The following is a 24406-nucleotide window of genomic DNA, read 5'->3' as shown; positions in this document are numbered from 1 at the left end:
TTAACGGCCGAAATACAAATCTTTCTTATCTACTCGGTTTGGATCTTCCAAAGGATATTCCTTTCGCATCGGAAACACATCCATATCGTCAACATTCAGGATTCTTCTCAAATCTGGATGTCCTATAAAATTTACACCAAAAAAATCATAGGTCTCGCGCTCCATCCAATTTGCCCCTTTCCAAACAACCGTCGCCGTTGGTATTTCCGGGTTTGGACCATATAAAAACACTTTTACTCGTATGCGGATATTGTGAATCAAACTATGAATGTGATATACAACAGCAAATTCTTTCTCCAGATGCGGATAATGTACCGCAGTAATATCTGTTAAATGAATAAACTGTAATTCATTGTCCAACTTCAGAAAGCGCAGCACATCGGTGATATCTTCGACATCCACAAGAATGGTCAATAAGTGATGCGCATCTGGAATTTCTACAATCTTTGCCGGAAAATTTCCTTGGAGTTTCTCCAATAAAAAACTGTTCTCCATCCTTTATTTATTTGTATGTATACCGTATTTTTCTAATAGAGCCCTATATTCAGGTGTATTTCGCCTATTTAAGGACTCATTTTTAACGATATCCTGTAAGCGTAATACACCATCCAAAATAGCCTCGGGCCGAGGAGGACAACCGGGCACATAAACGTCCACAGGAATAATCTCATCGATACCCTGTAACACAGAATAGGTATCAAAGATCCCGCCACTGGAAGCACAGGCTCCCACTGCAATCACCCAACGGGGCTCCGCCATCTGCACATAGACCTGCCTCAGGACAGGAGCCATCTTCTTTGCAATAGTTCCCATGACCAACAGCATATCTGCCTGACGCGGAGAAAAGCTTGGCCGCTCTGCACCAAATCTAGCCAGGTCGTAAGTGGAACCCATCGTAGCCATAAATTCGATACCACAGCAGGATGTGGCAAAAGGCAGGGGCCACAATGAGTTTGCACGTGCCAATCCGATCGCTTTATCCAAACTTGTCGCAAAGAATCCTGCGCCTTCTACTCCCGGAGGAGCTTCTGCCAATTTTATATCACTCATGAAAAGACGATTTATAAGGTTTAAGTACAATCGGCCCTTGTAGCCAATCGTTACAGGACTGTTTAGTCCCAGTTCAAAGCTTTTTTCTTAATGACATAGATAAAGCCCAATAAGAGCAATCCCATGAAAATAAACATCTCGATCAAGCCCTGAAAGCCCATTTCTCTAAAGTTGACAGCCCACGGATACATGAAAATAACCTCAACATCAAAAATGACAAACAGGATTGCAACCAGAAAATATTTAATTGAAAAAGGCTGCCGTGCATTTCCGATGACTTCAACACCAGACTCAAAAGCCCCGAGCTTATTTTCTGTCCTAACTTTAGGTCCTATAAGATGTGTAATAATAATGGTACCTACCCCAAAACCTACGGCTACAATGAGCTGTATGAATATAGGTATGTAATCTATCGGCATACTATTGGCGTGCTCCATCTCAATCAAAATTTATATTGGTAACTGTCTTTAAATATAGAGATTCCATGACTAAAATCAAAACAAAAAAGGCGCAGATCGTACGATCTGCGCCTAATTTAGAATGATTTCAGTTAAGCTTATTTTAAAGCGTCTAAGTAACCTTTAACGTCCTCGTTTGCTGGATCAATTTCCAACACTTTCTGGAAGGCTTGTTTCGCTTTCACTGTATCTTGTTTCAAATAGTGGAAAAGACCGATGTAAGTATATGCATCCACCAAATACGCTTTATTTTTTTCTTGCGTACCTCTTTGATTAATTGTATCAATCAATTTTTGGAATGCAGCAACGAAGTCACCTTTTGGTTGCGCCATATCATCTGAACCCAAAGCCGAAAATGCTTTGTAATATAACGCATTTACCAAATATTTATCTTGTGCCTCCTTATTATCGGTAGTTTCAATGATCGTAAGCTCCTTTTGAGCAGTAGCAAAATCAGCAATAGCTTGATTTCTTAAATCTTGATTAACATAATTCCCTTCAGCATCTTTTGCTTGGGTATCTTTTTTGAAACCAATTTGGTAGCTACCCTCACCAGCGTAGTAGTGCGAATCGAAATAGTATGGAGAATCTTTATATTCACCTACAAGTCCGAATAAAGACACAGCAGTCTGTAATTCTTGCTCTTGATATTTCGCAAATGCCAATTCCGCCACTTCACCCAACAACTCTTTATCTCCTTCGATCGCTTTCTTAATATTTGCAATTCCCTTTTGAATATTAGCTTCGTTTTCAGGAGTCAAAACAGGGGCAGCGGCTACAGCTGTGCTATCCGTTGCTGTGCTATCTGCACCAGCCGCTGGCGCAGCAGGTTTCGGACTATTAGTAGCAATTTCGGCCATACCCAAGTACATATAATCTAGAGGGATTACACGGTCTTTCTCCATTTTGCTGAACATTTGATTTAAATATTCCAACGCTTTTGGATAATCTTTCGATTTTTGGAAAGCGATATAACCTAAATAACGATAGATTTTTGGATCTATGGATGGATTTTTAGCCAATTCCTCCGAAACAGTTTTCAACTCGTCATATTGACGAGCATAAACCAAGAAATCTGCATAGCGAATTTTTGCTTCGAGTGTATTGTCACCAGCTACTTCCAAATATTTTTTGTATTGCTCAACACCTTTTTTGTTCAACTCAACATATTTCTCGTCTGTCGTTCCAGGCATTTTCGACCATTGATAATAGGTTTCAGCCAATTCACGATAAGTAGGTGCATACGTCGGTGTTTCAGCAACAATCGCTTCCAATTGCGTTACAGCTTCGTCGTAAGCTTGCGCACCACGAACAATAATTGCCTGACCAACTTTAGCTTTAACTGAATTTTGATCAATATCCATTGCATCGCCATAGCTGGTATACGCCAACGAGCCTTCTCTCAATCCACGGTATGCATCACCCAAAGCTAAAGGAATAGCAATATCCTTGGTATTTTTTGCTTTCGCTTGTGTCAAATATTCCAAAGCCTTCGCATAGTCTGGCTCTGGTGTATTGATATATGCACGACCGATCTCCAATAATGGCTCGTAATCTTTTTTCCCTAATTTTGCAGTTGCCAAAGCAAACTTGGATTCAGCACTAGCTTTATCCTTTTTCAGTAAGTCAACATAACCCAAACCTACGTTGTTAATTGTCGCTTTTGGATCATTAGTCAAACCTTGGTTGAAAATTGCAGCGGCAGAGTCTGCTCTGTCGTTTACCAAATAAACTTGACCCAAATAGAAATAATTATCTCCATTCTTAGGTTGCTTAGTCACTAACTGTTGAAGAATAGTTTTCGCTTTACCATAGTTTTCAGCCTCAATGGCTGCTCTAGCATCTTTCAAACTCTGTGCACTTACTGTGCCCACAGATCCAGCCAATAAAAGACTAAATAATAATTTACTGTTTGTCATAATCTATTTTTGTACTATTTATTATCTATTTAATATAACTCTCATCTCTAATAATAATCTCACGTCCCGGCATTGTTGCAGGAACTAATCCCGCTTTTAATATGATCCGCTGACCGCGATCTCCTGTCAAAAAAGCGCTAAAGCCTAGACCCAACCCCATATTCGGTTGGTAATTCATGATGTAAACCGGTCTTATGAACGGATACACTCCGTCGGCTATTGTTGACTGTGATGGCTTATAAAAATGTGCCTTGTCTGCCCCCGCACTAACATTTTCGATGCTCAATGTACGAATTTTATCCAATAATTGCGAATTTTTTTCAACTGCTTTCAAGTACCAATTATACCCGATAACACCCACAACATTAGCATTTTCACTGATATACTTCATCACATCCTCGCTGTCCTTCATCGCTGAAATAGCCTTTGGATCAATTTTCTCCAACTTATAGTAATCCTTTAAAAAACGTAAGGTACTTGAATTGGCATTATCAAAAATCAACCGTTGGCCGCTTAAGCTACCCTCCAACAAAGACTTAACGTTCTTTTGAGACATTATAGTATCAGCACTGCTCCGATTATTGATTAATACCACAGCATCGGATGCCATCTGGAAAATTTTAGGCTGAATACCGCGCTTCTTAAAGTATTCATCTTCCTGACCGGTGAGTTTTCTAGTCAATACGACCACATAAGCAGAGTCCGCCAGCAAAGCATTGACCGCTTTGATCTCGGGCCGCGCCATCAGCTCCAGGCTAGAATTCGGATAGGAACTCTCAAATACATCAGCAGATTCTTTAATGATCGGCAATAACGTCTGATCGACTAAAACCGGCAATTTGCCTGTTAGAATATCATCACTCTCCCTCTTCTCCTTAGTCCTGTCTTTGCAGGATTGAAATAATCCCGCACAAAGCCCAAGCGTTACAAGAATTACACTATATTTTCTCATACGATACATCATATAATAAGACAATTAAAATAAAAGAATAGTTTAATTTTTGAAGAGAGTTTACTGAAATTTAAAAAGAGCGCTAGCCGCTAATTAAAATTGTTCTGCCAAAGTCGTACAAACCGCATAAAAGAATAGAGGATCAATACAACGCCAAATACTGTTCTATACGTCGGATTTATCTCAATGGGAAAATTATCCCAAAAAATAATCAGTAGGCCCAAAACAAAATAAAAGGCAAACATAAATAGTCCTAAAATAGACAGAAATCGCTTTAAAGGCGATTTCTGTCTATAATTAGAATTATTATTCGAATTAAAATCTGTCATTCTAATTTTGAATAGTATTCAAACGAATTGGTAAGGTGTAAGCTACACGAACTGGACGACCATTTTGAATACCTGGTTTCCATTTTTTAGCTTTCTTCAACAACTTAACAGCTGCATCTCCCGTACCATATTTCAAATCACGTTTTACGTTGATATCTGTCAAGCTACCATCTCTTTCCACGACGAAGGAAACTTCCACAACACCGTTGATTCCGTTTTCTAATGCCGCTTGTGGATAATCATAGTTTGTAGAAATCCATGACATAAATGCTTTCATACCTCCAATTGGCTCTGGATTCACCTCTACCGCTGTAAAGATTTTGTCACCATTTGGATCACCGTTTGGATCTCCTTTTGAAACACCGGTGATTCCACCGTCTTGTTTCTTCGAACCAAACTCACCACGTGCTACCGAAGTACCTGTCGGACTACCTTTCAAAGTGATACGTGCCGGAGTTTTATTTGGATCTTTCAACTCTTCTTGAGAAGCAACTTCTTCCACAACTTTATTTGCAGGAGCTACTTTTGGCTCAGGAAAGCGAATCAAATCCTCTTTCGGCACATCCATTGCCACTTGCTGAGGTTTCTCTTCCGGTTCTTGTGGAAGGGGTTCCTCTTCTGGTGGTTCTGGAGGTTTGATCTCTTCAAGGTCTTCCAAGGTAACTTCTGTTACTGCAGGAGGTGCTTCAACAGGTTTCTTCGGAAAAATTTTATCTCCGAAAAGACGAAGAAGGCTGGCAAGAACGACTACGCCGATAACGACAAGCAATCCTCTGTTAGTCGCTTTAGGGGCCAGTTTACGTAGCTCATAAGCTCCGTATTCTTTGTTACGACCCTGAAAAACGACCTCAAGCCATTCTTTCTTAAAAATATCTAATTTTGACCCTATCATATTTTTATACTTTATCGTGCTATCTAAAAATGATTAATCATTGTAGATATTGTCACGTTTTAAAACCTCCACTTCTTCTGGACTGATTTTAGCAATCATGTAACGTTTGATATCAACGATTTTCATTTCGTCAAGAATATCAACGAGGTTACGTTGCGTGCTCTTATCACTCGGTCTAATGATAACGATCAAGTCTTTACCGCCAGCAACGCGTGGTACATAGGCTTTTTTCTCCAGCAATACCTTGCGAATACCGTCAGCTCCGTAACCAACAGTCGTTGGTCCTTCGATAGGATTTTTTACTTGTCCGTAAATCACAGAGACTTTGTTATCAGATCCCAATAAAAGTGTTAATGAACGGTTATCAGCAGTCAATAAATCCGGCTGAGGCTCATCCTTAACTTTATTTTTATCTGGCATCGCCACGTCCATCGCTTGTGGTTTATTTAAAGATGTGGTCAACATGAAAAAGGTAATCAATAGGAAGGCCAAATCCACCATGGCTGTAAGGTCAACCTTACCACCATTTTTCTTGGACCGAACTTTCCCGCCTTTGCCTTTTTTACCACTATCCTGATTTAATTCTGCCATTTTTTGTTCTTATTAAATCGTCAATTATTTTTCCTCAGCACGCATGCCAGTGATGAAACTGAATTTGTTTTGCTTTTGATTACGCAATGTTTCGATCACCTGGTTCACAGAAGGATATTTTTCATTTGCATCAGCTTTGATCGCAATCTTCAAAGGGCCCGGGTGAACAAAGTTCTTGTCCGATGATTCCTTTTCTTTATTTACTTCTTCCGCAGCTAAACGTGTGTTTTGAACCCAGTAATACAACTCGTTTGAGGTATTTTCTGTACTGTCAATTGGAATTCCAGTTTGTACACCCTTATCAGTGCGCTTGCTGCCTTCCAGAGCCAATAATCCTTTCAACTTAGACATTGGTACACCAAAGTTCTCCATCAGTTTGAAATGATCGTAGTCCTCTTGCGAAAAGCCAATGCCGTATTTAGCAGACATTCTTTCTAATGCTTTTACGCGAACCTGTTGATCCGTCGTTCCGAAGAAAACTTTTCCACCATCACCGATCGTTATCATACCCACATTAGAGTCAGGTAATTTATCTTTCGTAGTTGATGCTGGGGTATCCACCGTCAATGCTTCCGGTTGGCGCGCTGTCGCCGTTAATACGAAGAACGTAAGCAGCAAGAACGATACGTCACACATCGCTGTCATGTCGATAGACGTACTGGCTCTTTTTACTTTTGCTTTACCCATTTTAAATTCTTCTTTTTAAATTAAAAACTCAATCTTCTATCCTATGATGCTTTAGATTTTTGATTTCCATAAAATAAAATCAAAAATTTTCATCACAGTTCTTATTTGTGGTTTGCAGCGTATGTTTGTACGATTGAGAAACCAGCTTCGTCGATAGAGTAAGTTAATTTATCGATTTTTGCAGTAAAGATGTTATACAATACGATAGCGAATGTCGAAGTCGCGATACCTGTTGCTGTATTGATCAAGGCCTCAGAGATACCATTTGCTAATTTAGCTGAATCTGGAGCGCCACCGGTTGCCAATGCCGAGAAGGCTTTGATCATACCTGTTACTGTACCTAATAGACCACATAGTGTACCGATAGAAACTAACGTTGCGATTACGTTTAAGTTTTTCTCCAACATTGGCATTTCTAATGCTGTAGTTTCTTCGATTTCTTTTTGAATTGCGATAGTAGCTTTTTCAGTGTCTACATTAGCATCAGCTGATACGGCTTTGTATTTCAATAAACCCGCTTTTACCACGTTTGCAACTGAACCTTTTTGTTTGTCACACTCAGCGATAGCTGAATCGATGTTTCCACCATTAATCAAAGATTGGATTTTTCTTACAAAGTTTCCAACGTTTCCAGTACCAGAAGCTTTGTTGATAACGATAAAACGTTCTACGGAGAAAACCCAAACCATTAAGAATAAACCAAGCAAAACAGGTACGATAGCCCCAGCATGGTAAACCATTCCTAAGTAGTTACCTGGGTTAGGAGCATTTTCAGGATTGTTGTCAACGAAGTTAGTCGGATTTCCCATCACAAATTTCCATACACAGAAACCCACGATGAAACAGATGATGATTGCAGCTTGAGCAAAGAAAGATCCTCCGTTGTTGCTCTCTTGTTTTGCAGCAGTTTTAGGTGCGTTTGCCATTTTTCTAATTTTTAGTTTTTTACTGTTGTTTAAATATATAATGTTGTTTAAATTATATGCACTCTTATTCGCTTTTGAAATCAATTTTGCAAAGCAAATTTAATATTTAATGTCAAATTTAAAATATTCATCTCAAATATATAAAAAAAATCAAATTTGTTTTTTCAAACTGAATACACTACTCTATAGTGTCATTTTTCTCAGCAGTTCCCGTATATAATCCTTATTACCATCAGCTAAATCGCTTATTAGCAATAATTATTTTACAATGAAAACCATTTTTTTTTTGATATGCAAGAAAAACGAGGATTTTAAGCGACAAAAAGTAAGTGATTACTCATGTTTCTTAATAAATGACCGCGTTTATTCTTTATCATATTTACCTAATAAACAACCTATTAGATTTACTATAATTAACAAGGATATAGTTGTTTAACCACCAACTAATTTCACCCGATACCCTTCCTTAAGTAACAACTCATAGATCTTTTGCTTAAATTCACCCTGAATAACAATCTCTCCATCCTTGACCGTCCCTCCTACTCCACATTTTTGTTTCAGTAATTTACCCAAAGCCTCCAGATCTTCCGCTTGTCCTATAAAACCCGTCACTAGGGTAACAACTTTGCCCTTCCGCATTTTGCGGTCCAGCTGTACTTTGAGGTTCTGTTGGTTTACAGGTAACGTCTCCGCTTCCTGAAAAAGATCAGCAAGCTGGTATTTAAAACTATCATCTGTTGAATATACAACGCCTTCATAAGACTGTTTCTTATTTTTACTCATGATTTTAACAAATAATTTTTATTGCCTTTGGCATAATGGAAATATTTAGCTTATCACCAAGTTCAATGGGTTCTCCATCCACATGTACCGGTGAGACCGCATCTACCTCGATCTCAATATTTTTTCCGGGGATAATCTCGACATAACTTGACTGATCCGCGGATTTATTAAATAGGTGAAAAATCATTTTTGGTAAGATATATAAAGGAAACTTATGCACAATGCAAACATCCAATATGCCATCATTGACCGAAGCTTGAGGCGCGATATAAGCATTATTCCCATACTGAGGCGAGTTGGCGACACTGATCATAAAGGCCTGTCTTTCGTAGACTTTTCCATCTATCGTTAATTTATAATGCGCTGGCTGGTATTTGCTTAAGACATTAAAGACAGATTTCATATAGCCCAATGGACCGCGGATATTTTCGTTGGCAAAATTTTCACTCACAGACGCATCAAATCCAAGTCCTGCTATATTAAAAAAACGGCGGTCATTGATAACACCACAATCAACTTCTATAGATTCAAAACGATTTATACGGCGGATAGCCGCAGCTTCATTCATGGGAATACCTAAATAGAGTGCCAGACCATTACCGGATCCTTCCGGAATAATGCCCAAAGGTATACCTGAACCAACTAAAGCAGACCCCAGTTCATTGATCGTTCCATCTCCACCCACCGCGATTACCGCATCATATCCTTCCTGAACGGCCTGCAAGCCAATTTCATAAGCGTGATTGGATCTTGCAGTTTGCTGAAATGTAGGATCAAATTTCTGTAAGTCCAGCACATCCAATACCTGCTTCTTAAAGGACGTTTTACGTTTTCCTCCTGAAATAGGGTTAATAACAAACAATATTTGTTTACGTTCTGACATATTCAAAGATAACGGAAATTACCAATTTCTTAAAATAATGTAATCTTTGTACCATTTTAGCGTCGCTTTTCACGCCTTTTAAAATTAAAAGACAAATTTGATTTTAAATATCCCACAAAGTATCGTAGCTTTGTCGCAACAAAAAAATAGAATGTGGACTGATTTGCGTGCTGTTGCATACACAAAGCAACGACAAGGAGATTGCAACCACAGTAAAAAAGTGCTAAAAACCCTTCGCTATCACGGCTCTTATCACTTTGCTGTTATTTCATTTCTAGCGCAAATCCAATATTAAAATTACGTAAGGCATGGCTTATTTATTTACGTCAGAATCTGTTTCTGAAGGGCATCCGGACAAAGTTGCGGATCAAATTTCAGATGCATTAATAGACAATTTTTTAGCATGGGATGAAGACTCACGTGTTGCTATTGAGACTTTGGTAACGACTGGACAGGTCGTTCTTGCTGGTGAAGTTAAATCGAACATCTACTTAGATGTGCAGAAAATAGCCCGCTCCGTTATCCAAAAAATTGGCTACACAAAGTCTGAATATATGTTTGAGGCAAATTCTTGTGGTGTGTTGTCTGCAATCCATGAGCAATCTGCAGATATCAATCAGGGGGTGGACCGCAAAACAAGACAAGAGCAGGGAGCTGGTGATCAAGGCATCATGTTTGGCTATGCCAATAATGAAACGGATAACTTCATGCCCTTAGCCTTGGATCTTTCCCACCGCCTTTTATATGAGCTAGCAGAACTACGTCGGGAGAACAATGAAATACAGTATTTACGTCCGGATGCGAAGTCACAAGTAACCTTGGAATATGGTGATGACCACAAACCAAAAAGAATTGATACAATTGTAATTTCCACACAGCATGATGACTTCGCCACTGAACCGGTCATGTTGGACAAGATTACCCAGGATATCAAAACAATCTTAATCCCTCGCGTAAAGGCACAATTGAAGCCGGAGCTTCAGCTGTTATTCAATGATGAGATTAAGTTTCATATCAATCCCACTGGTAAGTTTGTTATCGGGGGGCCACATGGCGATACAGGGCTTACTGGCCGCAAGATCATTGTCGATACCTACGGAGGTAAAGGTGCCCATGGTGGCGGAGCCTTTTCAGGAAAAGATCCCTCGAAAGTGGATCGTTCAGCAGCATATGCTACCCGTCATATTGCCAAAAACCTAGTTGCGGCGGGCGTAGCGGACGAAATCCTTGTTCAAATCTCTTACGCAATTGGCGTAAAAGACCCAATGGGTATTTATGTGAACACATATGGTACAAGCAAAGTAAATCTCACAGACGGTCAGATTGCTGATAAAATAGCCCATCTGTTTGATATGACTCCTTATGGCATCGAAACTCGTCTTGGTTTAAGAAATCCAATCTATTCCGAGACTGCAGCATACGGTCACATGGGACGAACTCCAAGAAAAGTAACAAAAGAATTTGAAAGTTCAACTGGAGAAAAGAAACAAATCGAGGTCGAATTATTCACTTGGGAAAAATTGGACTACATCGAAAAAGTAAAAGAAGAGTTCGGTCTTTAAAGGACTACCTACTAAAATAAAAAAGGGATGCAGAAAATGTATCCCTTTTTTTGTACCTTAATTGTTCTAAACCATATCATCAATGAAAAGACGCAATTTTTTACTTGCACCGATGGTGCTCGTCACCGCACCCACATGGGCAAATCCGACACAGTCAGATAATGACCTACACCCCAGCACAATTGTCCATGTTGTTAATTTTTGGCTGAAGGAAGATATCAGTGAAAAAGATAAAAAAGATTTTGTCGGTTTCTTTGAAAAACTCCGAAAAATTGATACGATCAAAACGCTCAATTATGGCATTCCAGCACCGACAAATGCGCGAGCAGTCGTAGATAATAGCTTTGACTATACGCTAATTGTTACATTCAAGGACCTTAAGGATATCACTGTATACGAAACACACCCAATCCACCTGAAAGCGATCGAAAAATATCAGCATTTTTGGACGAAAGTCATGGTCAAAGATACTTCCATCATTAAATAAGTCCGCGTGCCTTAATCTCCAGATATTTATTAATTGAATTGACTGTTAAATTTTCCGGTGCAGTATAGATAGTCTGAAATCCATTGCGGATGAGCTCTTGCACAATAAGCTGTTTCTCGTAGATAAATTTCTCAGCAATGATTTGATTATAGATTTCAATGGTCTTTTTCGGAGCACTTTTGGCCAAATCTTCTACTTCAACATTTTTGAAGACTATGACAACAATGATATGACTCCGGTTTAACATGGAAAGATAATTCATCTGCCTCCTTAAAGAGTCCAGTGTCTCAAAATTTGTATACAAAAAGATCAGCGACCGCTTATTGATATGAGCTTTTGCATAGCTATAGAGTTTGCCGTATTCAGGTTCCTCAAAGTTTGTGGTCACTTGATATAGTGCTTCCGAAATCTTGAGCATTTGGTTATTTCTCTTTTCAGCAGGTATAAACACATTCACATCTTTCGAAAAGGTCAACAATCCAGCACGGTCCTGCTTTAATATTGTCGCATTTGAAAGAACCAATGATGCATTGATTGCATAATCCAGTAATGTGAGACCATCAAAAGGCATCCGCATAGCGCGCCCCAAATCTATAAATGAATAGATCGGTTGTGATTTTTCCTCTTCATATTGATTGACCATTAATTTTTTGACCTTCGCTGTAGCTTTCCAGTTCATGTGCCGATAATCATCCCCCTGAACATATTCCCTGACATGGTCAAACTCCATGGCCGAGCCAATGCGACGGATACGTTTTATTCCCAACTCATTAAGCCTATTGCTCGTCGCCAAAAGCTGATACTTTCTCAATTGAATATATGATGGATAACAGGGGATCTGCTGCGTCTGATTGGTTAAAAACCTCCTTTTAAAAAAACCAAACCGCTTCACCAGTGCGATACATCTGCCAAACTCATATACCCCTCTTTGTGTTGGTCGCATCAAATAAGAAATTTCTGTGCTTTGATATGCGGACAAACGAGTAAAAAATTCATTGTTCCGTATCTGCAACTGTATCGGAAATTCTTCCAAAATTTCGAGGGAAGTAGGAAATGGATAAAAGGAATCGATCTTTAACTTCATCGGGTTTTCATCGCCATTGGATAATTTCTCAGGATATATCCTTGTGATTTCGACACGTCCTTTGCCTGAGAATAATACAATGAAATCAAAAACCAATACAGCCAGCCACAGCCAAAACACAATCCATGCAACAGTAAACAATCCCTTCATAAAAAAAGAAATCGCAAAGAACGTTGCTATTCCCAACAAGGAATAGAAAAACTGATTGGTCAGAAAGAGCTGCTTTAATTTCCCCATTATCTTGGAATTTCTACCGAATTAATGATTTGATCTATAACATAAGCCGTTGTAAAGCCTTCCATTTCTCGCTCAGGGGTCAACATGACCCGATGACCTAATACCGCAGCAGCCACTCTCCGAATATCCTCGGGTGTCACAAAATCTCGTCCGCTCAACGCCGCAGATGCTTTGGAAGACTCCAACAGCGCAATAGAAGCCCTCGGCGAAGCCCCCAAAGTTAAGCTCGGATTGGTACGTGTTTTTATGATCACCTGAGCGATATAATTTAACAATTCGTCATGTACAAAAATTGATTTGATCAGACGCTGAAAAGAGAAAATCTCTTCGGCCGAAACCACACTGCCAACTTGATCCTCTTTATTTGACGCTTTTTGTGCATGATGCTCCTTCAAAATTTCCAATTCGTGCTCAAGCTCCGGATAATCCACATTGATCTTAAAAAGGAAACGATCCAACTGCGCCTCAGGCAAACGATAAGTTCCTTCATGCTCGATAGGGTTTTGCGTAGCAAAAACTATAAATGGAATAGGCAGGAGATAGGTATTTCCATCGACTGAAACCTGATGCTCTGCCATACTTTCGAAAAGCGCGGCCTGCGTTTTTGCAGGAGCACGGTTGATCTCGTCAATCAAAACAATATTAGCGAAAATCGGCCCTTTGCGAAATTCAAATTCATTGCTCTTTAGATCCAGGATAGATGACCCGGTCACATCTGAAGGCATTAAGTCTGGAGTGAACTGAATCCGTTTAAAGTCACTACTGATTGTCTTGGCAATTAATTTTGCAGATAAAGTCTTCGCTACACCCGGTAATCCTTCTATTAAAGAGTGTCCGGACGCCAAAATCGAAATCAATAACATATCAATCAATTGATCCTGTCCTACAATAACTTTTTTTACCTCCGACTTAACTTGAGCCATTTTTTCATATAAACCCGATATATCAATTCGGTTTTCAAAAGATATATATCTATCGAAGTCACTCATATCATTTTTGCTTTATGTTTAAAATCTTCTATAATTTCATTGATCTGCCTTAATTCGGTCAAGTCGTGCACTTGTATTCCCTGCATTCGAATTATTAACCCAATGAGCTGTTGTGTTTCAGCGAGTGGAACACCTGACCGCTCAGCCAATTCTTCACAGAACCCATTTTCTCTTAAATCCAGTGTATCCATATGAAAACGGCTTCGAAGGTCGTGCAGGAAATAATCTATTTTTTTATCAACCATATTGCCTGGCGTGCCGTTTTCATAATATAAGGTCGCAATTGTTTCACAAAATTCTTTGGAAAGATTCGGTTCCGGTTTGACAATTGCCACAGCACGTTGTTCTCTTTTACTCTTAAACACGAGTAAAAGAATAAGTCCACCCAACAGGACATACCAAGCTTGCCGTAGTCCCTCGTTGGTCAACAAAACCCGTAATGGAGTACGATATTGATCCATGTTCGCCTTGAAATCATACCAGGCGATCGGTTTATCGTTTAAATAGGATAATGCTTTGGCAGCATAAGCATATTGAGAAGCCGAGTTCAGTAAATAATAATTGCCAAATAAATCGGGGGTCAAATGTAGGTAGAGCCGACCTTTACCAACCCTCACTTCGACGAAATTTGGCAATAAATAATCTTGATAAGTGATCCCCCCTAGAATAGTCGCATTTTTTGGCAGCTTACTAAAAACCTCACTTAAGTCCGATTTAGCATAATGAATTTTATTATTATCGTTGGTCAGCTTCACCCTTAAATGACTTTTAATATCAACACCTTTCTTGTAGCCATAGAAATCCTCCACTTTTATGTTTAGGGAATCCAAAAGAGTATAGTCAATTGTTTCCGCAATAATCATTGCTTTTCCCCCCTGGGATACATAGTCAAGTAATTTATTGCCGGCGGCTTCACCCAAGGAAAAATATGAGGTATAAAACAGCAGATTCATTGCAGTTCCCTGTGTACTATCTAAGTATTCATAGAGTGGGCGCTTGACATCTACATTGCGCTGATCAATAATATGCTTTAATTCTTGCCGAAGCACATAGGCTCCAAAAGGATTTTTATCTTTTGCATCGAAGGTTCGATCCCAAATAATCGGTTTTTTGCTCGTCATATCAATGACGCCAATCAGTAGCAAAACGGCTCCCAGCAATATCAATCCAAATTTTACTGATCCTTTCATTTAATTTGATTTTGATATTGGTTAAACTGTTGTTCATAATGACTAAAGTCGGACTCTTTTAATCCAAATTGTCCAAACCACACGTAGTCAAATACCCGGGTACATTCCTCGAAGCCCGCACGCAAATCCTTATCTTGGAGCTCATTCGCAAATTCTGCATTTGTTTTACTATGCTTCCATTTGATATAACCTGCTTGTGCCAGCTTTTGAATATTCAATAATTGTAGGTAACGAATTCCCAGGGCATAGTTTTTCTGCACGATAGCATCCCTAATATACTGGCTGAGATCGCTGTTCATCAAATTTCTTTCCACATAAGCCAATGTATCCAAAGCGTCTGCTTCCTGCTCATGTTTAATGAAATACTGGTTTTTATTGTATAATACCTTATAGAGCACAAAAGCCAGCGCAATTAACGCCAAGAAGGCAAATACATAACCAAATTCTTTGTTAAATTTATATGGATTATCAGGCATGATATCCCCGAGCCATTCCGAAATCCGTTGTAAAATCCGTTGCAATACACTTATCTTATCTTTGATATTCTCAGAATACACAAAATCATCACGCTCGTATCGCCTGATAATTTCCGGGTAGGGATCCATCTTAAAAGTGCGTTCTTGGCTATATTTAGGAATAGAATCAAATAAATGCGGATCCCAAAGGTCATCTTTACTATCCGCAGCCTTAGCTATCGCAACGGAATCCACTGTAGCAGAATCTACGGTAAAAGCAGCAGAATCCAATAAGGATGCTACAGAATCTACAGTCACCGAATCCGCAGCATAGCTTTCTGAATCGTCCGTGCGCGGTTTCGGATCGCAGGCACTGAAAGAGAACATGCATACAAAGGAAAAAACGAATAGTAGCCTATTCATTTCCACCTCCAATCTGATCAATCATACCATAGATTCGTTCCCCGAATTTGAGATCTTTGGCCGTTTCGTAAACTATCCCATTGGCCAAGACACCGGACATATATAAGAATAACGTAAATAGAGTAATAAACATACCGCCCAAAGTCATCAGTAATTTTCCCCAAGATGAATCAAAGAAGGCAGCTTCCATCCCCAAAAAATTGTAAGATATCAGCGAAACAATTATTAAGGGAATAACAGAGATCATCATAACAGCCATCTGGAAAATAAAATTGACAATATAAGTCGCTACACCATATTGGATTATTTTTTTACTCAGCATAACATAGGCATCTGTAAAACAGCTTCCCAAATCTGAATAACCTTCACGGTAAAATAAAAACGAACTAAATAACCAAATTCCGACCATTGACATTAATATACCAATTGCAAAGCTTCCGATAAAAGGGATGAATGCCGAGATTACTGCAACGATGGCGAGTGGTATAGAAACAACGATCAAAGCCAAGATCATCGCAAATAAGAACATAAAATACCTGCCTATATTTGCCCTAAAATTCTGAAGGACCTCCTTTCCAGTAAACAATGTGTTTTTACGTTGTTTCAACAGAATAAAATATTCAATAGAAATGCCATAAACATATAATCCCAGCGCAATTAGTGCCATGATCAACAATGCTGCCCAGGTAAATCCATCAATATCTTCAAATGAACTACTGCGTGCCGAAAAGGTAATTTTTGTAGAAAGGAAATAGTATACCAATGCTATTGTGGCTAGCGGTAAAGCAGACAGCCCAAATATGGTCGTCACAAAATGTTTATAGATCAATTTAAAAAGATCAATAAAACTCTGGACAAAATCGCCTATCTTTCGTTCTTTCTGAAATTCAAAATCTACTTCCATTGAAATCGTTTTGCTAATCGATAGGGGTTAATAACATAAAAGAATAATATTGCCAGCAAGGACAGGAGTATGACGAATAGGCTGAGCCAGACAGATACATTATAATATCTTGTAACAAAACCTTCCAATGTACCGGCGACAATAAAAAATGGTATTGTACTGACCAATACTTTCATGGCTGTCTTTGCTGCCTGAACAAAAGAAGCCATCCGGGTATAAGATTTGGGAAACAAAATGCTATTTCCGATTGCAAGCCCACAGCCGCCAGCGACAATAATCACAGAAATTTCAATCGTTCCATGGATCCAGATTGCAGACATAGCTTTTCCCATCACACCATATTGGAAAAACATCTGATGGAAAGCGCCCAACATAATGCCATTGCTAAACAATATATAGCCCGTACCAATACTCAAAAACAACCCAAATGCAAAAGCCATAAAAGCCACACGGACATTATTGATTGTAATCCAGATTGCTGAGCCAAAATTACTTCCTTTACCATATACTGCAGCAGGATCGCCTGCTTTAATACTCTCTATAGTGGAATCTACATAAAAATCCCCCAGAATAAGCCGAATAAAATCTATATCGTACATCGCCGAAAGGAAGCCAATCGCTGATGCAAGAATAAAAATCAATAGGGAATAAAAAAGCTGCCGACGAATTGACCAAATTGCCTGTGGAATCTCCTCGTTGATAAAAGACTTGAACTTACTATTGGAGGCTTTTCGATCCTTATAGATTTTTTGATGTGCAGTTACAGCAAGTTCATTTAAATAATTTCGTACCTTACTATTGGGATAAAATGTCTGGGCATAAGCCAGATCATTTGTTAGCTCAATATAGTTCGATGCCAGTTCATCTGGGTCAACCTGCATGTTAATTGACAAATTATTTTCAATTAACGTCCATTTTTCTTTATTTCGTTCTACAAATGATGCTTCTCTCATTAATTTTTTTAACTGGCTAAACCAAATATATGAATAAGCTTGAGATAAACACAGCACAAAATGTAAAAATCCAGTATAATCTTGCTAGCCTAGGTTCGAGGATGATTGCATTTGCCATCGATTACTTTATTATTGTCTGTTACTTTTTCTTTTGTATGTTTCTGTTGGATGCATTAAATATCACCAGCAGCGACCCCTATCTTTTCTATGGCATTATAATGGGGATGACATTACCTGCATTTTTTTACACCTTGATTACTGAAACAGCATTTGGCGGACAAACTATAGGTAAAAAGATGATGAAAATTAAAGTGGTGAAGCTAGATGGTTCACGCGCTGATTTTTATCAATACTTATCCCGCTGGACCTTATCAATCGTCGATATATGGATGACAATGGGCGGTATCGCAATTACCTCGATTGTCCTCTCCAAAAATGGTCAGCGTATAGGGGATATTGCCGGAGAGACATCTGTCATTAGTTTGAAACCCAGCCTGAAGCTCAGCGATACCATCTATGAGGAAACTTTTGAAAATCATCCTATTTTGTTTCCCCAGGTCATCAAGTTAAGCGACAAAGACGCTAATGTGATCAAAGATGTTTATCAAACTGCATTTGACAGACGGGATGTAGGCATACTGACGGCTCTGGTTCAACGTTTAGAAACAATTATGGAGGTTAAACATCCCGAAAAGATGACCCCGAATGATTTCGTGCTACAAGTCATGAAAGATCACTATAGCATGTTTAAGGATAAATAGCCCTGAATACCTATTAAGTCCTGCGCTTACTTGGTTAATGCGCAACGGGTATAGGAACATCTTTTAGGTGTATAATTGAATTAGCAGCGCACAATTCCCGTTAGAAGGAAATGGAGATGTGCCCCCTAATTTGCTTTTTGTGAAGGTGAAGGTAGTACTGTGGGATTTAAAGCCAAGAAAGGACCGAATAATCGGCCCTTTATATCATTTAGCTAAGAAATTATTAAGCTGTTACAGAAGCTGCTGAAGTTTGCACCTGACGATCTACTTTTTTAACTAAACCCTGCAAGACATTTCCTGGACCAACTTCCACAAATGCTGTAGCACCATCCGCTAGCATATTTTGTACAGTCTGTGTCCAACGAACAGCCCCAGTCAACTGTGCGATCAAATTTTGCTTAATAATAGCAGGTTCCGTTTGTGGCTGCGCATCAATATTCTGATAAATTGGACATCTCGGAGATAGAATATCCGTAGCTTCAATTGCTGCTTGCAATTCCACTTTAGCAGATTCCATCAATGGAGAATGGAATGCACCACCAACATTTAATTTTAATGCCCTCTTCGCTCCTGCCTCAGTCAATAAGGCACAGGCTTTATCTACACCTTCGATTGATCCCGAGATCACCAATTGTCCCGGACAATTATAGTTCGCTGCAACAACAACCTCATCCACTTTAGCACAAATCTCTTCTACAATGGCGTCTTCCAATCCTAAAATTGCTGCCATTGTTGAAGGTTGCAATTCACAAGCTTTTTGCATGGCATTTGCACGCTGGGATACCAATTTTAATCCATCTTCGAAACTTAGAGCACCTGCTGCCACCAATGCCGAAAACTCACCCAAGGAATGTCCTGCAACCATATCTGGCTGGAAAGAGTTGCCTAATGCTTTCGCCAAAATAACAGAATGCAAGAAAATCGCAGGCTGCGTTACATTGGTCTGTTTCAATTCTTCATCCGTACCAGAAAACATAATATCCGTGATACGAAATCCCAAAATATCATTTGCTTTCTCGAATAAAGCTTTTGTTTCTTCATTTAAATTATACAGGTCTTGTCCCATTCCAACAAATTGGGCCCCTTGACCAGGAAATACATATGCTGTTTTCATTTGTTATATTTTTTTCTTTAAAGGCTGATGAGAGCTCCCAAGCTCGGTTTCATATTTAAGAATTACTGTAACCGCAAATATATAGAATTCTATCAAATATTAATCTTCCGGGACGAAACTCAACGATAGCATCTTCCGGGGATCAAACACATCCTGTGCAATAGCCAAAAGATTTGTGCGATCTAAATGTTGTATTTTCTCGATCACCTCATCCAATAAGATAACACGGTCATAATCCATCACATTCTTCGCAGCCGAAATAATCATGCTCATTCTATTTTCCTCCGTCAGGGCAATTTGGCCAATAAATTTCTGCTTTGCCTTCTTCAATTTAATTTCGGAAAGTGGTTGCTCACACATTTTATGCAGCTCTTTAAATACGAGCTTTTTAGCCTTTTCAACCTTTTCTTCATCGGTCCCTAGATAGATGCTAAATAATCCTGTATCTGAAAAGATCGTGTAATTGGATTCGATGGTATAGGCTATCCCGTATTTTTCCCGAATAGACAGGTTAAGTATTGACCCCATTCCCATTCCTCCCAACATATTATTCAAAAGCAATAGGCCCGTTTTGCGCTCATCACGGTAGTCGTAAGCCAATGATCCGAGCATATAATGCACCTGATTAATGGGCTTGGGGACTTCAAGATGTTGCACTGTAATTGGTTTTACATCATTTCTGGAACGCGAAATTGCATGTTGTTCTATTCCGCCAAAGACCTTATGTAACGACTTCTCAACCTCTTTTAGGCTGTAATTACCTGTAATACCGATCACCATCTCATGCGTATCGTAGTTTGAGCGCATAAAGTCTGTGATATCATTCTTTTCCAAGGCTAAAAGCTGATCTTCAAGGCCCAATATATTGTGTCCTAGACCGGAGTCTTTAAACACGAGATCCTCAAAATCGTCGGCGATGGATTCTTCTGGGCTATCCAGATAAGAAGCCATTTCATCAACGATAACTGATTTTTCTTTATCCATCTCCACTTCAGGAAAAGTAGAATGAAAGAAAATATCTTCAAATAGGTCCAGTGCCCGGTTGAGATACGGCTGTAGTACAGATGCATGGACACAGGTATATTCTTTTGTTGTATAAGCATTCAGGTCACCACCGACAGACTCCAGATGATCGATAATCTGCTGGGTCGAACGCTTCTCAGTTCGTTTAAATAAAAGATGTTCAATAAAATGAGCAACACCAAATTTACCTTCTGATTCGTCCCGGGAGCCCGCATTGATGACCATGCACACATGGGTTACCGGCAAATTTTGATATTGGAATACCACACGGATTCCATTTGAAAGTCTAATGATTTCGTACTCCATTCAGTTTATGAGATTTCTCTAATTGATGTGTTTACGCATAAATTTGCGCGGATGAAAAGCAAAACCATTTTTCTCATACAGATGAATGGCCCGCTCATTATGCTCCTCGACTTCCAGCAAGATCATTTTGCAATTCTTCGATTCCAGGTAGGAAGTTACAAAATCAACGGCTAATTTTCCAAGCCCCATCCCCCGGGCTTTTTCGCCCACAAAAAGTTCATCGAGAAGCCCGACTCTTCCTTTGAATTCAAAGCTGAAGAAATAAGCGACGATTATATAACCCATAATATCTTCTCCTTTACGAATCAACCAAGCTTGTCCAAGTTGAGGGTTATTAACGAAAAGATCAAAATTGTCAATCGTTGTATTGCGGTCGATATCGTACCCATCGATGGCATAAAATGCTTCCATCATTGCTACAATGGCTGGAATATCCTCTACTGTTAATTCATCAAACTTAATCATTTCGCGCTTATTTTTGCAAAGCTAGGGATTTTTAAATGCAAAACGGTCATAGTGAAATCACTATGACCGTCTTTTATTCGTTGTAAGGTCGTTATGATTTACATACGTGGTGGACGCATTCCGCCCGGAAATCTGTTTTCCCCTTCAGGATTACCCATGGCAAATTTTTGGAACTTATACGTAAACAAGACCATAAAATAACGTCCCAAACGGTTCGTCCGGCTATCTGTCGTTAAGAAGCCATCCACAGTACGAGAAAGATTTGTTTGCTGATTTAACAAATCAAATGCCTGCAGACGTAAAGTCCCACGTTGATCTTTTAAGAATCTTTGCTCTACATAGGTATTGATAATGAACGGATTGGACGACAAACCTTGACCATAGCCCTGATTGAAAGATTTCGAAAGATCGGCGCCAAAGATCGTGTTCTTCAAAATATTATATGAACCAATTAATGTTGGTGTCCATGTCTGAATATCACTATTTCGCTGTAGTAAGCTATTTTCTGTATGTGTAAATTGGTAACGAACTCCCGGATTAATTTCCAGATTTTCGGATGGATTGTAACGAAACATTAATCCCTGAGTCAGGACAAAATTTCGCGCAACATTTTTCTGCCCGATATTATCATTTTCATCTATGGATGAATAACCAATGGTTTTATTCACCGAAATACCACCCATCAACATCACATTGAAGGTTTTTTCTTTCCAGGATTTACCATAATGGTAAAATGAATTGATCGCATACGGACGATCGCCGCTCTCATTCAAATAACGCGTTTCTGAGACCAATGCAGAATCTATTTTTCCTGTTGTAGGATCTTTCTGGATAGGACCATAGTACGATTTGTTTAAACTAACAATCTTATTGTCAGTTAGGGAACCATTGAGGAATACAAAGAAATTATTACCTTTTTGAAAGTCGTTTTTACGAAATCTCAGATTCAATTGATGATTAAATTCTGGATTCAGGTTCGCATTACCATACACGATATTTGTTGAACTTGTGCTTAGATTATATGGCAATATTTGCGATACACTTGGTTCGGTTGGCGATCCAGAATAGTTTACGCTTAAATTGGATTGACGGGAGAATTTATATTCAAAACGTGCAATTGGCATCCAGTTCATATTGTTACGGGAAATCGGAATGATCTCGCCCGAATTAATCGCTGATCCCCTCAATTGGGATGGTTGTCCAGCGACCCCCACCGAGTAAGTCACCTTGTCATTGCTAAATAAATAGTTCGCTCCGATTTTATGGGTTGTAAAAGCATAGTCGTAATTATAATCAAGGTTTAACTTTGCATTTTCGAATGCATTTTCAATAATATTATTGTCTCTATCATAGCCCTTTTGAGTGATATTATTGTCGTATTTATTCTTGTTAAAATCATAAGTTACCTCCAATTTCCCATTTTTAGATAAAGGCTCAGTATAATTTACCGAAGCTCCTGCATTCCAGCTCTTATTGAGCGCATCCTGCACCGTGCGTTGGTAAATGTTACTCATGGACTGATTGATATTGGATGGATCGGAAATATACCTGTCAAGTATCTGATTTACATCCTTATCTGTTTTTGCATTATTGTAATTGAAATTGAAAAACAAGTTACGCCCATTGTCATTCAGTTTGCGGTTATATAAACCACTGATCCCAAACCTTGGTGCAGTGGAGTTTGTTCCAGTTGTTAGTTCCTGCTTATTATCCAAAACATTACTTAAATAAGTAATGGAATTGGTTATCGAATTATTATTCCCGTCATCATAGCCAAACTGTGGCACAATCTTAATGTAATCCTTCGTGGTGGGCTTCCACTCTACATTTGCCTCAAAGCGATGATTGCCACCAATGGTATTTGAATTCGCATCTACGCTATCCGCCTGCGATCGGCCTGGGGTTGCATTCACAATATACCGTTGTGAGAGTGTTGTATTATTGCTATGGCTATAACTATAGCTGCCGTAAGCTGTCAGCTTATCCGAAAAATCTTTACGAAAATTAAGTCCGATAGAGCCTATTTTGGTCAGACCGTCTGAGCCACCAAACATACCGCCGCCACGACGTCCACCACCACCTTGGCCGCGTCGGGCACCACCACCTGTTGTGTTGAAATCAAACAGGGGCGCATTGGTATTGTTTAAATTTCCGAGAACAGAAATTTGCTCCCCCTCACGCATCCCCATCCACATTCCTGTCGCCTGATAACGGTCTTCTGTACCATAGCCTGCACGGAGTGTCGTCATATGGCCTTGATTATATTTCGGATCAATCTGAATGTTCAGTACTTTTTCGGAATCCCCATTCTTATTTCCCGTAATATTGGCCATATCGCCATAGTCGTCAATAATTTGCATTTTTTGCACAATATTGGCCGGAAGATTCTGAGTAGCGGTTTTTACGTCTCCGCCAAAGAAATCTTTTCCATTGATTCTGACCCTTTTGACAGACTCGCCCTGTGCAGTGACATTCCCATCTTTATCGACTTCAACACCTTGTAATTTTTTCAGCGCATCCTCTGCAACTGCCCCATCACGTAATTTCAGATCCTTCATGGTGTACTCCAAGGTATCGCTTTTTACAACCACCGTCGGCACTCCATCCACAACGACTTCCTCAAGCATTTGAGAATTCTGCTGTAAAGTCAGACTTGGAATAATGTATTTTACCTCTCCCTTTGGAAAGCTGAACTCTTTTTCAAAACGTTCAAAGCCCAAATTAGAAACAGTAATCTTAAATGTATCTGCCTTGATCTTATCGAAAGTGAAAATCCCGGCCATATTTGAACCTGCTGTCATGGAATCCAATTTCGACGTCAACTTAACTGTTGCTCCCGCAATAACACGGTTTTTATCATCTTTCAACATCCCTTGTACGCTTCTCGTCTGACCATATACGGTCCATCCTGTTAACATACTCAACAAAAAAAGCATGAAGCCTCTCATAATACTTATTTTTATATTTCTATAATTGACAAATC

At 39.2% G+C, this 24406-nt stretch carries 24 protein-coding genes; 3 read left to right on the top strand and 21 right to left on the bottom strand.

From position 1 onward, the window contains the following. From HMAT_RS13955 to HMAT_RS13900, 11 genes are all read right to left on the bottom strand, one after another. Entirely contained in the window at window positions 1-495 is a 495-nt protein-coding gene (locus HMAT_RS13955; RefSeq protein ID WP_104383485.1) for an NADH-quinone oxidoreductase subunit C, read from the bottom strand. Between the two features lie 3 nt (window positions 496-498). Continuing rightward, on the bottom strand, window positions 499-1050 hold the full coding sequence (locus HMAT_RS13950; RefSeq protein ID WP_104383484.1) for an NADH-quinone oxidoreductase subunit B: 552 nt from the start codon (window positions 1048-1050) through the stop codon (window positions 499-501). Window positions 1051-1112: 62 nt separating this feature from the next. After that, window positions 1113-1487 carry an NADH-quinone oxidoreductase subunit A gene (locus HMAT_RS13945; RefSeq protein ID WP_104383483.1) on the bottom strand — a complete coding sequence of 125 codons (375 nt, stop codon included), beginning with the start codon at window positions 1485-1487 and terminating at the stop codon, window positions 1113-1115. A gap of 119 nt (window positions 1488-1606) precedes the next feature. Then, a complete protein-coding gene (locus HMAT_RS13940; protein WP_104383482.1) occupies window positions 1607-3427 on the bottom strand; it encodes a tetratricopeptide repeat protein in 1821 nt (606 codons plus the stop codon). Window positions 3428-3452: 25 nt separating this feature from the next. Next, window positions 3453-4379: a PstS family phosphate ABC transporter substrate-binding protein gene (locus tag HMAT_RS13935; protein WP_158655881.1), complete on the bottom strand. Its 927-nt coding sequence runs from the start codon at window positions 4377-4379 to the stop codon at window positions 3453-3455. Between the two features lie 330 nt (window positions 4380-4709). After that, complete coding sequence (locus HMAT_RS13925; RefSeq protein WP_104383479.1) at window positions 4710-5600, bottom strand: TonB family protein; 891 nt, start codon at window positions 5598-5600, stop codon at window positions 4710-4712. 33 nt (window positions 5601-5633) lie between these two features. After that, on the bottom strand, window positions 5634-6191 hold the full coding sequence (locus HMAT_RS13920; protein ID WP_104383478.1) for a biopolymer transporter ExbD: 558 nt from the start codon (window positions 6189-6191) through the stop codon (window positions 5634-5636). 24 nt (window positions 6192-6215) lie between these two features. Next, window positions 6216-6878: a biopolymer transporter ExbD gene (locus HMAT_RS13915; RefSeq protein WP_104383477.1), complete on the bottom strand. Its 663-nt coding sequence runs from the start codon at window positions 6876-6878 to the stop codon at window positions 6216-6218. A gap of 101 nt (window positions 6879-6979) precedes the next feature. After that, window positions 6980-7804 carry a MotA/TolQ/ExbB proton channel family protein gene (locus HMAT_RS13910; RefSeq protein WP_104384002.1) on the bottom strand — a complete coding sequence of 275 codons (825 nt, stop codon included), beginning with the start codon at window positions 7802-7804 and terminating at the stop codon, window positions 6980-6982. A gap of 432 nt (window positions 7805-8236) precedes the next feature. Next, a complete protein-coding gene (locus HMAT_RS13905) occupies window positions 8237-8587 on the bottom strand; it encodes a translation initiation factor (RefSeq protein WP_104383476.1) in 351 nt (116 codons plus the stop codon). A gap of 4 nt (window positions 8588-8591) precedes the next feature. Continuing rightward, a complete protein-coding gene (locus HMAT_RS13900; protein WP_104383475.1) occupies window positions 8592-9470 on the bottom strand; it encodes a diacylglycerol kinase family protein in 879 nt (292 codons plus the stop codon). 308 nt (window positions 9471-9778) lie between these two features. On the opposite strand from HMAT_RS13900, the gene metK reads away from it, so the two are divergent. Beyond that, window positions 9779-11032 (top strand): methionine adenosyltransferase, encoded by a 1254-nt coding sequence (gene metK / locus HMAT_RS13895; RefSeq protein ID WP_104383474.1) that lies wholly within the window; start codon window positions 9779-9781, stop codon window positions 11030-11032. Between the two features lie 82 nt (window positions 11033-11114). Then, the gene (locus HMAT_RS13890) at window positions 11115-11519 is read left to right on the top strand and encodes a Dabb family protein (RefSeq protein WP_199768672.1); all 405 of its coding nucleotides are present in this window, start codon (window positions 11115-11117) and stop codon (window positions 11517-11519) included. Here HMAT_RS13890 and HMAT_RS13885 read toward each other — a convergent pair. From HMAT_RS13885 to HMAT_RS13860, 6 genes are read right to left on the bottom strand one after another with little or no spacing between them, the layout of a single operon-like run. Further along, complete coding sequence (locus HMAT_RS13885) at window positions 11512-12840, bottom strand: DUF58 domain-containing protein (RefSeq protein ID WP_104383473.1); 1329 nt, start codon at window positions 12838-12840, stop codon at window positions 11512-11514. The two genes, HMAT_RS13890 and HMAT_RS13885, sit on opposite strands and share 8 nt — an antisense overlap. Then, entirely contained in the window at window positions 12840-13829 is a 990-nt protein-coding gene (locus tag HMAT_RS13880; protein ID WP_104383472.1) for a MoxR family ATPase, read from the bottom strand. The genes HMAT_RS13885 and HMAT_RS13880 overlap by 1 nt, the downstream gene beginning before the upstream one ends. After that, window positions 13826-15019, bottom strand: coding sequence for a DUF4350 domain-containing protein (locus HMAT_RS13875; protein WP_104383471.1), 1194 nt, complete (start codon window positions 15017-15019; stop codon window positions 13826-13828). Before HMAT_RS13875 ends, HMAT_RS13880 begins: the two co-directional genes overlap by 4 nt. Next, complete coding sequence (locus tag HMAT_RS13870; RefSeq protein WP_158655880.1) at window positions 15016-15861, bottom strand: DUF4129 domain-containing protein; 846 nt, start codon at window positions 15859-15861, stop codon at window positions 15016-15018. The genes HMAT_RS13875 and HMAT_RS13870 overlap by 4 nt, the downstream gene beginning before the upstream one ends. A gap of 28 nt (window positions 15862-15889) precedes the next feature. Beyond that, window positions 15890-16801 (bottom strand): ABC transporter permease, encoded by a 912-nt coding sequence (locus HMAT_RS13865; protein WP_104383469.1) that lies wholly within the window; start codon window positions 16799-16801, stop codon window positions 15890-15892. Continuing rightward, complete coding sequence (locus HMAT_RS13860; protein ID WP_104383468.1) at window positions 16792-17754, bottom strand: stage II sporulation protein M; 963 nt, start codon at window positions 17752-17754, stop codon at window positions 16792-16794. The genes HMAT_RS13865 and HMAT_RS13860 overlap by 10 nt, the downstream gene beginning before the upstream one ends. A gap of 29 nt (window positions 17755-17783) precedes the next feature. Between HMAT_RS13860 and HMAT_RS13855 the strand changes: the two genes are divergently transcribed. Continuing rightward, complete coding sequence (locus HMAT_RS13855) at window positions 17784-18515, top strand: RDD family protein (protein WP_104383467.1); 732 nt, start codon at window positions 17784-17786, stop codon at window positions 18513-18515. A gap of 223 nt (window positions 18516-18738) precedes the next feature. On the opposite strand, the gene fabD is transcribed toward HMAT_RS13855, so the two are convergent. The 4 genes from fabD to HMAT_RS13835 form a co-directional block, all read right to left on the bottom strand. Beyond that, complete coding sequence (gene fabD / locus HMAT_RS13850; protein ID WP_104383466.1) at window positions 18739-19629, bottom strand: ACP S-malonyltransferase; 891 nt, start codon at window positions 19627-19629, stop codon at window positions 18739-18741. Window positions 19630-19728: 99 nt separating this feature from the next. Then, window positions 19729-20958 (bottom strand): pitrilysin family protein, encoded by a 1230-nt coding sequence (locus tag HMAT_RS13845; RefSeq protein ID WP_104383465.1) that lies wholly within the window; start codon window positions 20956-20958, stop codon window positions 19729-19731. A gap of 18 nt (window positions 20959-20976) precedes the next feature. Then, window positions 20977-21423 (bottom strand): N-acetyltransferase, encoded by a 447-nt coding sequence (locus tag HMAT_RS13840; protein WP_104383464.1) that lies wholly within the window; start codon window positions 21421-21423, stop codon window positions 20977-20979. Between the two features lie 98 nt (window positions 21424-21521). Next, window positions 21522-24371 carry an outer membrane beta-barrel protein gene (locus tag HMAT_RS13835; RefSeq protein WP_104383463.1) on the bottom strand — a complete coding sequence of 950 codons (2850 nt, stop codon included), beginning with the start codon at window positions 24369-24371 and terminating at the stop codon, window positions 21522-21524. Window positions 24372-24406: the final 35 nt, after the last annotated feature.

It is taken from the genome of Sphingobacterium sp. HMA12 (assembly GCF_002933815.1).
In the GTDB taxonomy this organism is placed as follows: Bacteria; Bacteroidota; Bacteroidia; order Sphingobacteriales; family Sphingobacteriaceae; genus Sphingobacterium.
This window is presented reverse-complemented; position numbering and strand designations above follow the sequence as displayed.